Below are 11270 nucleotides of genomic sequence, written 5' to 3' on the forward strand. Positions count from 1 at the left end.
GTCAGACTCCGGCGTGGAAGGTCCGGCTGATGACATCGAGCTGCTGCTCGCGCGTCAGACGAACGAAGTTGACGGCGTATCCGGAGACGCGGATGGTCAGCTGCGGGTAGGCGTCGGGGTTTTCCATCGCGTCCTCGAGCGTCTCGCGAGTGAGGACGTTGACGTTGAGGTGGTAGCCACCGGCGGCCATCTGCGCATCGAGGAGACCGACGAGGTTCGCGACGCGTTCGGTCTCGGTGCGGCCGAGGCCTGCCGGCACCACGGTCGTGGTCAGCGAGATGCCGTCCTGCGCCTGCTCGAAGGGGATCTTCGCGACGGACAGAGTGGCCGCGAGCATGCCGTGGGTGTCGCGTCCGTTCATGGGGTTCGCACCCGGGGCGAACGGAGCGCCGGCGGGACGACCATCGGGGGTGCTGCCGGTGGCCTTGCCGTAGACCACGTTCGAGGTGATCGTGAGCACGGACTGGGTGTGCACGGCATCCCGGTAGGTGGGGTGGGTGCGCAGCATCTCCATGAATTCGGTGACCAATTCCCGAGCGATGTCGTCGACGCGGTCGTCGTCGTTGCCGTAGGTGGGGAACTCGCCGTCGACCAGGTAGTCGGACACGAGTCCGGACTCGTCACGCACCGCGGTGACGGTCGCGTACTTGATGGCCGACAGCGAGTCGGCGACGACGGAGAGGCCGGCGATGCCGCAGGCCATGGTCCGCAGCACCTCGCGGTCGTGGAGGGCCATCTCGAGCCGCTCGTACGCGTACTTGTCGTGCATGTAGTGGATGCAGTTGAGCGCGTCGACGTAGGTTGCAGCCAGCCACTGCATCATCGTGCGGAACTTGCCGCGCACGTCGTCGTAGTCCAGGACATCGCCGACCACCGCCGGCATGATGGGGGCGACCTGCTTTCCGGTCACCTCGTCGCGTCCGCCGTTGATGGCGTACAGAAGGGTCTTGGCGAGGTTCACCCGGGCGCCGAAGAACTGCATCTGCTTGCCGACGCTCATGGGGGAGACGCAGCAGGCGATCGCCGCGTCGTCGCCGCACAGGCCCCGGATCAGGGCGTCGGACTCGTACTGGATCGAAGAGGTGTCGATCGAGACCTTCGCGCAGAACTCCTTGAAGCCCGCGGGCAGGTCGTTCGACCACAGCACAGTCAGGTTCGGCTCGGGGGCGGGGCCCAGGTTGTAGAGGGTCTGCAGGAACCGGAATGCGGTCTTGGTGACCAGGGTCCGTCCGTCCTCGCCCGTGCCGCCGATCGACTCGGTGACCCACGTCGGGTCGCCGGAGAACAGGGCGTCGTACTCGGGGGTGCGAAGGAAGCGCACGATGCGCAGCTTGATGACGAGGTCGTCGATCAGCTCCTGGGCCTCGCTCTCGGTCAGGACGCCCGCTGCGAGGTCGCGCTGGATGTAGACATCCAGGAAGCCGGTGTTGCGGCCGAAGCTCATCGCCGCGCCGTTTTGCTCCTTCACCGCACCCAGGTACGCGAAATAGAGCCACTGGATCGCCTCTTGGGCGGTCGCCGCGGGACGGGTGATGTCGCAGCCGTAGGAAGCCGCCATCTGCGCGAGCTCCTTCAGGGCCCGGATCTGCTCGGCGTTCTCCTCGCGCTCGCGAATGATGTCCTCGGTCGAGAACTCCATGTCCATCGCAGCGCGCTCGGCCTTCTTCGCCGCGACGAGCGCATCGGTGCCGTAGAGGGCCACGCGCCGGTAGTCGCCGATGATGCGACCGCGGCCGTAGGCGTCCGGGAGTCCGGTGATGAGATGGCTGGAGCGCGCGCGGCGGACGGCGGGCGGGTAGACGTCGAAGACGCCGTCGTTGTGTGTCTTGCGGTAGGTCGTGAACACCTTCTCGAGGTCCTCGGGCACCTCGTAGCCGTAGGTCTCCAGGGCGCCCTTGACCATGCGCCAACCGCCGTAGGGCATGATCGCGCGCTTGAGAGGAGCGTCGGTCTGCAGGCCCACGATGAGCTCGGCGTCCTTGTCGATGTACCCGGGTGCGTGCGCCGTGATCGTCGAGGGGGTGGTGGCGTCGACGTCGTACACGCCGCGCTCGCGCTCGGCGGGGAAGAGCGCGGTGAGGGTCTCCCAGACGTGGGTCGTGCGGGCGGTCGCTCCGGTGAGGAAGTCGGCGGTACCCGTGTAGGGCGCGTAGTTGTGCTGGATGAAGTCGCGGACGTCGATGGCGTCCTGCCAGGGGCCGGTGACGAAGCCGGTCCAGGCGGCGGGGATGGCGTCTGCCTGGTCGGCGGGGTGGACGGTGCCGTTGGTGGTGACGGTGCTCATGGCCGAATCTCCTTCGTGGATGTCGAAGTGTCGGGGGCCTCGTCGGCGGCGGTTCACCACTGTCCGGGTGCCCTCATGAGTGAGCGTAGGACGCCGCAAAGGTCTCGGCGGGAAGGTGCACGATCACACCAACACATGTGGTCTGACCACACTGTGTCTTGTGGTCAGACCACAAAAGTCCCGTGGCTGGCGCTCGCGCCCGGGATACGCGTGCGTCAGCGGCGCTTGCGGCCGAAGAGCAGTCCGAAGATCGTGAGGACGAGGATCGACCCGAGGATCGCGAACACCCAGGCTCCGAAGTTCCAGAAGCTGTCGTAGACGTTCCAGCCCAGGAGTCCCGCGATCCACCCACCGACCATGGCACCGAAGATGCCGAGCAGAATCGCCGCGAGCCACCCACCGACCTGCTTGCCGGGCAGAATCCAGCGTGCAATGACGCCGGTGAGAATGCCGAGCAGGGCGAAGGCGAGGAAGCTCATCAGGTCTCTTTCCGTCGGGAGAGGCGGGCGGGTCCTCAGTCAGCGTACGGGACCGGCCAGCGGGGCTCGGGCACAGGCCAGCCGGCATCGCGCAGGGCGCGGCGTGCGAGCTCGCGAGCGGAGTAGGGCGTGCGCTGGCCGCGGATATCGCGGTAATCCTGGTGCCCGGGCCCGGCCCAGAGGATGGCATCCCCGTCACCGACGAGCTTCACGGCCTCGACGATGGCGCGCTCGGGGGGCGAGTATTCGTGGATATCGGCATCAGGCCGCGCGTTGCGCGCGCCCTCGAGCAGCGTCGCCCGGATCGAATCGGGGTCCTCGAAGCGCGGGTGATGATCGGTGATCACGAGGATGTCGCTGCCCTCGACGCCGGTGCGACCCATGTCGTGGCGCTTGGTCTTGTCGCGGTCGCCGTCGGCGCCGAAGAGCATCAGCACCTTGCCCGGCGTGACGCGGCGGACGGCGGCGAGGGTCTTCTCGAACGCATCGGGGGAGTGACCGAAGTCCACGTAGACCGCCGGCCCCCGATCGCCCGAGACCCGCTCGGTGCGTCCGGGGAGGTACGCGTGGATGCGGCCGTCGCGCTCGAGGATGCGCGCGATGTGGTCCCAGTCGAATCCGGCCTCGGCGATCATCGCGATCGCCAGCCCCGCGTTGGCGGCCATGTGCTGCCCGATGACGGGGACGACGGTGGTGAGGACTCGGCTGTCCGGGCCGCTGAGACGGAAGCGCGTGCCGGTGGGGTCCTCGTCGATGATCTCGACGACCCAGTCGGCTCGGGCAGCGGCGACCGGATCTGCCGCGAGGGCGGGGGTGCCGATCGTGACGGCGGGCACCTCGCTCGCAGCCACGACGGTCGCGCCCGCGGCCGAGTCGAGGCAGATGACCGCGCGACGGGCTCGATCGGGGCGGAACAGCGGAAGCTTGGCCTCCAGATACTCCTGCATGTCGGCGTAGTCGTCGAGGTGGTCGTGGGTGAGGTTCGTGAATCCCGCGACGTCGAACACGATCCCGTCGACGCGCTTGCGGCTGAGCGCCTGCGCGCTCACCTCGACCGCGACCGCCTCGACGCCGCGCTCGCGCATGAGGGCGAGCAGGGCGTGCATCTCGTACGCTTCGGGCGTCGTCAGGCGCGAGACGATCACCTCTCCGGCGATATGGCGCTCGGCCGTGGACGAGAGCCCCGAAGTGATGCCCAGCTGCGTGAGAATGCCCTCGAGCAGGTGCGAGACGCTGGTCTTGCCGTTGGTTCCGGTCGTGCCGAACAGCGTCGGCAGGTCGTCATCCGCCCCCGTCGCGTACACCCAGGCCGACAGGGCACCGAGGATGCCGCGCGGGTCGCTCACGACCAGCACTGGGAGTCCCGACGCTGCGGCGCGTTCGAGGCCGGCGGCATCGGTGAGGATGGCGACCGCGCCCTTGTCGGCTGCGGCGGCCGCGAACTCGGCGCCGTGGCGGGTACCGCCCTGTATCGCGACGAACAGGTCGCCCTCGCGCAGGTCGGCGGTGGCCAGGGTGAGTCCGGTGACGGTGACCCCCGCGGGATCGCCGTGGACGGCGGCATCCACGAAGCGCGCCAGCTCCGCGAGCGCATGGACGGGCGGGTGCGCGGGCCGGAGCACGGGCGGCAGGTTCGAGGGGACTGTCGTCATGGCGAGACCATCTTCTCACCCGGTTTCGCGTGCACCCGTCTGCGGCGCGTTGGGAGAACTCAAAGGCGGACGCGTTAGCGTGACCGGGTGGAAATGATCGCGTTCGTCATCGGCGTCGTCGTGCTCGTCGTCGGCCTGGCCGTGTCGATCGCCCTCCACGAGATCGGACACCTCGTCCCCGCCAAGAAGTTCGGCGTGCGCGTCGGCCAGTACATGGTCGGTTTCGGTCCGACGCTCTTCTCGCGCCGTCGCGGTGAGACCGAATACGGCATCAAGGCGATTCCGCTGGGCGGCTACATCTCCATGGCCGGCATGTACCCGCCCTCGAAGGCCGAGGGGCGCGCCGGCGGCGGCTTCTTCGCGACGATGGTGCAGGATGCGCGGGTCGCCAACGACGAGAGTCTCGAAGGCGTCGACGAGAGTCGGGTCTTCTACCGTCTGCCCGTCTGGAAGCGCATCGTCATCATGCTCGGCGGGCCGTTCATGAACCTGCTCTTCGCGATCGTCCTGATGATGATCGTGCTCAGCGGCATCGGCGTGCAGACCGTCACCACGACGGTGGGCGCCGTTTCGGACTGTGTGGCCACGACATCCGCGTCCGCCTGCACCGCGGATGACCCGCTCGCGCCCGCCGCGGCAGCGGGGATGGAAGCGGGCGATGAGATCGTCTCGATCGACGGCCAGGAGGTTGCCGACTTCGCCGAGGCTGCGGCGATCATCCAGGATGCCGCCGGGCAGAGTCTGCGCGTCGTCGTCGATCGCGACGGAGAGCAGGTCGCGCTGGCCGTGACGCCGGCGGAGGTCACGCGGACCCTGTCGGACGGCACCGAGGTGCAGGTGGGCGTCATCGGCATCACGGGCGCGACCGAGTTCGTGCGCGAGCCGCTGTGGGCGGCGCCGGTCGCCGCGGCTGAGAATGTCGTCGCCGTCGCCGAGATCGTCGTGCAGATGCCGGTGAAGGTCTACGAGACGGCCGCGTCGCTGGTTACGGGGGAGGACCGCGATCCCAACGGCCCGCTCTCGATCGTCGGCGCCGGCGCGATCGCCGGCGAGGTCGCGGCGGCCGATGCGCCGATCGTGAACCGCATCGCGGTCATGCTGTCGTTGTTGGCATCCCTGAACATCGCGCTGTTCGTCTTCAACCTCGTGCCGCTGCTGCCCCTCGACGGCGGCCATGTCGTGGTCGCGCTGTGGGACGGCATCCGGCGTAAGTGGGCCAAACTCATCGGCCGGCCCGAGCCCGGCCCCATCGATGCCACGAAACTCGTGCCTGTGACGTTCGTGGTGGTGATCGCGATCGTCGTGATGGGCGGGGTGCTGATCCTCGCTGACCTCATCAACCCGGTGTCGTTGTTCTGAGGCTGACGTGGCATTCAGTCTTCGACACGTCTCGCCACTCTGTGCATCTCGTGAGCGGTCTTTGACGTTGCTGTGAGCGATCATCGGGCCTTTTGCGCGCCATCCGTTGTTCCCACTATGGTCAGACTCGTTGTACCTGAATGAGTTGCCATAACTGATGTGAATAAGGGATGCGAAGCGATGAGCACGGATACGGCATACCGCGACGATATGCACGAAAAGATGCAGCAGCTCATCGGCCTCGCGTGGGCCGACCCGGACTTCAAGGCGCTTCTCATCGCGAATCCTGGTGAGGCCTTCGCGCAGATCGCGATCGAATGGCCAGAGGAGCATCGCGTCGAGTTCTACGACGCACCGGATGCGGAGTTGGGTTCGTGGACCATGAGCGGACAGGGCAAGGACGCCGTGCTTCGCGTTCCGATCCCGAGCATTCCGGACGAGGCCTCGGTGTCGGACGACGATCTCGCCCAGATCGGCGGTGCCCAGTCGCACAAGTCCACGGTCATGTGCTGCTGCTGCCTGCTGTCGGGCGGGGTCGTCAGCCAGGATGACTGGGTCTGACGACGATGACCACTGACGACGACATCCGAGAGATCACCGACGGCTTGGCCCAGGCGGTGGGTCTGGCATGGGCAGATCCCGAGTTCAAAGCGCAGCTGCTGGATGACCCTACGTCGGCATTCGCGCAGATTGACCTGCGGTGGCCGGAGCAGCACCCGATCGAGTTCTACGACGACCCCGCGGCCAAGCCCGGTGACTGGAGCCTCGCCGAGGACGGTTCCGGAAAAATGCGAGTGCCCATCCCGCAGGCACCGAGTGACGAGGACGTCTCCGAGGACGATCTCGCCCAGATCGGTGGTGCCAGGTCGCATCACAACACCGTCGCCTGCAGTTGCTCGACGCTCACCGCCTGCTGCTGCACCGGTGTGGCAAGCCCCGACAACGCGCACTGAGCGTTCCGACGTGCCGCGGCACGACGCAGCCCCACCGCACCGCACGAGTCTGGACCCCTGTACGAATGACCCTCGCACGACCGCGCTTCAAGCCGCAATACCACCCGTTCCACTTCGGAAAGGAGGGGACGCTCCTGCTCACCGAAGGGGGGCCGATCGCGCTGAACGGCGCGGCTTTTTCTCGGGTGTGTCCGCTCATCGACGGAGAGCGGTCCGCGTCGCAGATCGTCGCGGACCTGGCCGGCACGATCAGCGGCGCGCAGGTGTACTTCGCGCTGGCCACCCTTGAGCGGCGCGGATATCTCGAAGACGCCGACGCGCAGCTGGCACCTTCGGGTGAGCGCGCCTATTGGTGGCGTCGAGAGGTCGACCCGGCGCTGGCGTCGACTCGACTGTCAGAGATGACGGTGTCGGTCATCGCCGTGGGGGAGGTCGACCTGGCGGCGATGATCGACGCGCTGCGGTCGGCCGGCGTGCACGTCGGTGATGAGGGGGACCTGACCGTCGTCGTCGTCGATGACTATCGGCGCCCGGAACTCGGTTCGATCGCTCGCGCACACGCCGAGCGGGCCGTGCCTTGGATTCTGGTGAAGCCCGAGGCGCTCTCGGGATGGATCGGTCCGGCCTTCCTTCCGAGAACCGAGGCCAGCTGGCAAGGGCTGATCGACAGAATCCGCTTGAACTTCGCCACGGACGCGTTCGTCGAAGACGTCACGGGATCGACGCCGATCACCGCGAGCGGACCCAGTGCCGCCACCCCCGCTGTGCGGGCGATGTTCGCGACCGAGATCGCGGGATGGATCGGGTCAGCGGGAGCCACCGAGCTCACCGGTTCGCTACTGAGCATCGACACCGTCACGTGGGAGCGCACCTGGCACAGCGTGACCTATCCGCCGCGGTTTGTCTCGGGGATGCACAGCGACGAGGTGCTACCCGAGACGACGCGCGAGCCGCAGCCAATGGAGTTCTCCTCTTCGCCGCTCACGAGCGACCCGGGTGGACATCGCGCGCTCACGGTGGACGAGGCCCTGGCCCGATTCGGGCACTTGGTCAGCCCCATCACCGGAGTCGTCGGTGGGCTGCAGCGGATCACCGCGGACGATGACACGCTCATGCACACGTATGCCTCCAGTCACAACTGGGCGACGCACGCTGACAGCCTGGCGTTCCTGAGATCGTCGCTCAGGTCGCAGAGCGGGGGTAAGGGCACAAGCGATGCGCAGGCGAAGATGGGCGCGCTCGGGGAAGCCGTCGAACGCTACAGCGGTGTCTATCGGGGCAACGAGATCCGTCGATTCGGTCTGCTGTCTGACTTTGCGCCGAATGTGGTCGATCCCAGAGAGATCATGCTCTTCTCCGACGCCCAATACGAGCGGCGCCGAGAGACGAACGCGTCGGGAAACGCCCTTCAGACCGTGCCGGAGGTCTTCGATCCGGAGCTGCCGACCGACTGGAGCCCGATGTGGTCCCCGACCGCGCAAGAACACGTGTGGGTCCCGACGGGACTGCTCTACTACAACTACTCGAGATTCGCGCCGCAAGACGCTCCGAATCGTAGGTCGTTCTACGCGGACTCCAACGGGTGCGCCGCCGGCAGCACGATTGCCGAGGCAGCGCTCCAGGGGTTGTTGGAGCTCGTGGAGCGCGATGCCGTGGCCACGTGGTGGTACAGCCGCGTGCGTCGGCCCGCGCTGCGCCTCGAGGACTTCATGACCGACTATCTGCGTCAGCTGATCGACTGGCTCGACACGAACGGTCGAGACTTCTGGCTCATCGACGTGACGAACGACATCGGCATCCCCGTGGTTGCGGCCTGCGCGCCGCGGCGTGACGCCGCCCCGGATGAATCAGATCAGATCATCCTGGGATTTGGAGCCCACCTCGATCCGCATGTCGCGGTGCTACGAGCTGCCACCGAAGCCACACAGTTCTTCGCCGCGCTTTCGACCATCGACGAAGGCGATCTCCACAAAGCCTTCGACCCGGGCGCCACCGAGTGGTGGCGGACTGCGACAGTCGAATCGGAACCGTATCTGGTCCCCTCGGGTGAGCAGCGACGGCACTCGGACTTTGCGACGCTCACCGGCGATGATCTCGCGACCGAGGTGCAGACGACGATCGACCTCATCGAGGCGCGGGGACCGCGCGTCCTTCTGCTGGACCAGAGCCGGCCCGACACGGGGATGGCGGTCGTGAAGGCGCTGGCTCCGGGGCTCCGACACTTTTGGGATCGTCGTGCGCCTGGTCGCCTGTATGACACCCCGGTCGAACTGGGGTGGCTCGCGGAACCGCTGTCCGAGAGCGACCTCAACCCCACACCGGTGTTCTTCTGATGATCCGTCCTCACACGCTGCGCCGATACCGGTTCGACGACGACGTGAGCGTAAGCGAGATCGGCGAAGCGATCCTGCTGGCGACCCCGCGCGGCGAGCTCTCCCTGTCCGTACGTCAGCGCGAGCGACGGACGATGTTCCATCACCTCAGCGACGGCGGAGCCGACGTCGCCTCCCTGCTCTCGATCGTCGGGGGAGCGGCCACCGATACCGTCTGGGTCTACCGCACCCTCGAGAAATTCGTCCGGGCGGGGCTGGTTGTCGAGTCGATCGGAATCCCTTCCGCTGCGGTCATCCGTCGGATGGTCTTCGATGACACCGGGGGGCGCGCCGTTGATCGTGTGCGTGTGGACCCGACCGCGTATCTGCGCGCCGACCCCGACGGCATGATCTTCGAGTGTGCACGGTCCACCTCACTCGTGCGCGTGACCGATTGGCGTCTGCCCGCGGTCATCGCCACCCTCGCGCAGGCATCCGGGGTGCCGTGGCGTGAGCTGACGTGGCCCGAGGGTGTCGACGATGCGCTCGCCGAAGCGGTCGTCATCGCCCTGCTCGAGACCGGGCACCTGCGTCCGGACGAGGATTCGTCTCCTGAGCTTCGGGAGTGGTCATTCCATGACAGCGTCTTCCATACCCGCAGCCGGCTCGGCTATCACGACGGTCCCTACGGCGGGACCTACGCGAATGCCTCGATGCGTGCCCCGCTCCCGGCTGTGACATCGGCGTCGGATGCCCCGAGCATCCCGCTCGCTCGTCCTGACCTCGCCGACCTCAGCCGTACGGACCCCCCGCTGGTCACGGTGCAAGAATCACGCCAGTCGTGGCGCCGATCGGGCCCGCGGGCGGTCACCGCGGACGAATTGGGTGAGTTTCTGTATCGCAGCGCGCGCGTGCGCGCCCAAAGGTCCACGGACCGCGAAGACATCAGTCTGCGGCCCTATCCGGGTGGTGGCGCTGACTACGAACTCGAGATCTATCCGCTCGTGAACCGCGTGGACGGTCTCGACCGAGGCCTTTACCACTACAACCCCGCCGATCACGCCCTCGTGCCGCTCTCGCCGTGGAGCGACGGGCTCGAGGCACTCGCGGATGAGATCTCACGGACCGCGGTCACCGACTCGTATCCGGACGTGATGTTCTTCGTCACGGCGCGGATGGGACGTCTGACGTACAAGTACGAGGCCATCCCCTATGCGCTCGCGCTCAAGGACCTCGGCGTGCTGTATAGCACCTGGTACATGACCGCCACGGCGATGGGACTCGCGCCCTGCGCGCTTGGCGGCGGCGACTCCGCGCTGTTCGCCCAGGTGAGCGGCGTCTCGATGTGGGCGGAGCCTCGCATCGGCGAGTTCATTCTGAACACGCCGGATCCGACCGAGCGGCGCACAGCGCCGGCGGAGGAGCGGGAAGTGCCAGAGTGACCGACGCCCCGGGATTCACCTCATCTGCGGATCGCCTGGACGAGGCGACGTCGACCACGCGGCCACGGCTGTGGGTCGCGCTCGCCGCGCTGGCGCTGGTGGTCGTCGGCGCGCTCGGTTGGGCGCTGTTCGGTGCTGTGCCGCTGGTAGCGGAAGGCACCGCGGTCGCCTATTCGTCGCAGGGGCAGCAGAGTGTTCTGGCGGGAGCGGACGGCGTCGTGCGACTGAGCGTGACGTTCGGCGACGAGGTATCGCAGGGCGATGAGGTCGCCGAGATCACCTCTGCCGACGGCAGTCGCGTCACGGCCGCGGTCGCAACGGGTGCAGGCACCATCCACGCGGTCCTCGTTGCGGACGGGTCGGCCGTGGAGTCTCAGACACCCTTGTTCATCATCGTGTCCGACGCGTCGACGTCGACGCTGTTGTTCTACGCCTCGCAGGTGGAGGCGGCGCGGATCCACAGCGGTGACGACGTGGTCGTCGCCATTGCCGGCTCCGCTGATCTGTCGGCGACGGTGAGTGCCGTGAGTGAGATTCCGGCGCCGGCGGCCGAGATGGATGCCGTGTTCGGGCTCGCCGCGTTCGCCGAGCAGCAACTCGCCGACGACGGCGGCGCGGCCTATCGTGTGCAGATCGATCTGGAGGAGTCGGAGACGGCGACCGCAGGCGAGCTGGCGAACGTGCAGATCCGCTATGCGACCGTCTCGCCGTGGCAGATCCTCTGGGGAAGCGCGGATGTCGGGTAGTGAACGTGCCACGCGCGTGGCGGTTGCCCGACGGGTGGCGACG

General features: G+C 67.4%; 9 protein-coding genes. 6 read left to right on the top strand and 3 right to left on the bottom strand.

Annotation, left to right across the window (positions count from 1 at the left end; genetic code table 11):
• Nucleotide 1: 1 nt before the first annotated feature.
• From pflB to ABD206_RS01945, 3 genes are all read right to left on the bottom strand, one after another.
• Nucleotides 2-2284 carry a formate C-acetyltransferase gene (gene pflB / locus ABD206_RS01935; RefSeq protein WP_344068476.1) on the bottom strand — a complete coding sequence of 761 codons (2283 nt, stop codon included), beginning with the start codon at nt 2282-2284 and terminating at the stop codon, nt 2-4.
• 215 nt (nt 2285-2499) lie between these two features.
• A complete protein-coding gene (locus ABD206_RS01940) occupies nt 2500-2763 on the bottom strand; it encodes a GlsB/YeaQ/YmgE family stress response membrane protein (protein ID WP_344068479.1) in 264 nt (87 codons plus the stop codon).
• 35 nt (nt 2764-2798) lie between these two features.
• Nucleotides 2799-4415, bottom strand: a complete 1617-nt coding sequence (locus tag ABD206_RS01945) for a Mur ligase family protein (protein WP_344068482.1) — start codon at nt 4413-4415, stop codon at nt 2799-2801.
• A gap of 87 nt (nt 4416-4502) precedes the next feature.
• Here ABD206_RS01945 and ABD206_RS01950 point away from each other — a divergent pair, with 87 nt between their 5' ends.
• The 6 genes from ABD206_RS01950 to ABD206_RS01975 all read left to right on the top strand — a co-directional run bounded on the left by ABD206_RS01950 (nt 4503) and on the right by ABD206_RS01975 (nt 11227).
• Nucleotides 4503-5774, top strand: a complete 1272-nt coding sequence (locus ABD206_RS01950) for a M50 family metallopeptidase (protein WP_344068485.1) — start codon at nt 4503-4505, stop codon at nt 5772-5774.
• 180 nt (nt 5775-5954) lie between these two features.
• Nucleotides 5955-6335, top strand: a complete 381-nt coding sequence (locus ABD206_RS01955) for a hypothetical protein (protein WP_344068489.1) — start codon at nt 5955-5957, stop codon at nt 6333-6335.
• A 5-nt stretch (nt 6336-6340) separates the two neighbouring features.
• A complete protein-coding gene (locus ABD206_RS01960) occupies nt 6341-6727 on the top strand; it encodes a hypothetical protein (protein ID WP_344068492.1) in 387 nt (128 codons plus the stop codon).
• 65 nt (nt 6728-6792) lie between these two features.
• A complete protein-coding gene (locus tag ABD206_RS01965) occupies nt 6793-9060 on the top strand; it encodes a TOMM precursor leader peptide-binding protein (protein ID WP_344068495.1) in 2268 nt (755 codons plus the stop codon).
• The gene (locus ABD206_RS01970) at nt 9060-10481 is read left to right on the top strand and encodes a SagB family peptide dehydrogenase (RefSeq protein WP_344068498.1); all 1422 of its coding nucleotides are present in this window, start codon (nt 9060-9062) and stop codon (nt 10479-10481) included. The genes ABD206_RS01965 and ABD206_RS01970 overlap by 1 nt, the downstream gene beginning before the upstream one ends.
• Nucleotides 10478-11227: a biotin/lipoyl-containing protein gene (locus ABD206_RS01975; RefSeq protein WP_344068501.1), complete on the top strand. Its 750-nt coding sequence runs from the start codon at nt 10478-10480 to the stop codon at nt 11225-11227. Before ABD206_RS01970 ends, ABD206_RS01975 begins: the two co-directional genes overlap by 4 nt.
• Nucleotides 11228-11270 lie beyond the last annotated feature (43 nt).

It is taken from the genome of Microbacterium sediminicola (assembly GCF_039531125.1).
In the GTDB taxonomy this organism is placed as follows: Bacteria; Actinomycetota; Actinomycetes; order Actinomycetales; family Microbacteriaceae; genus Microbacterium; species Microbacterium sediminicola.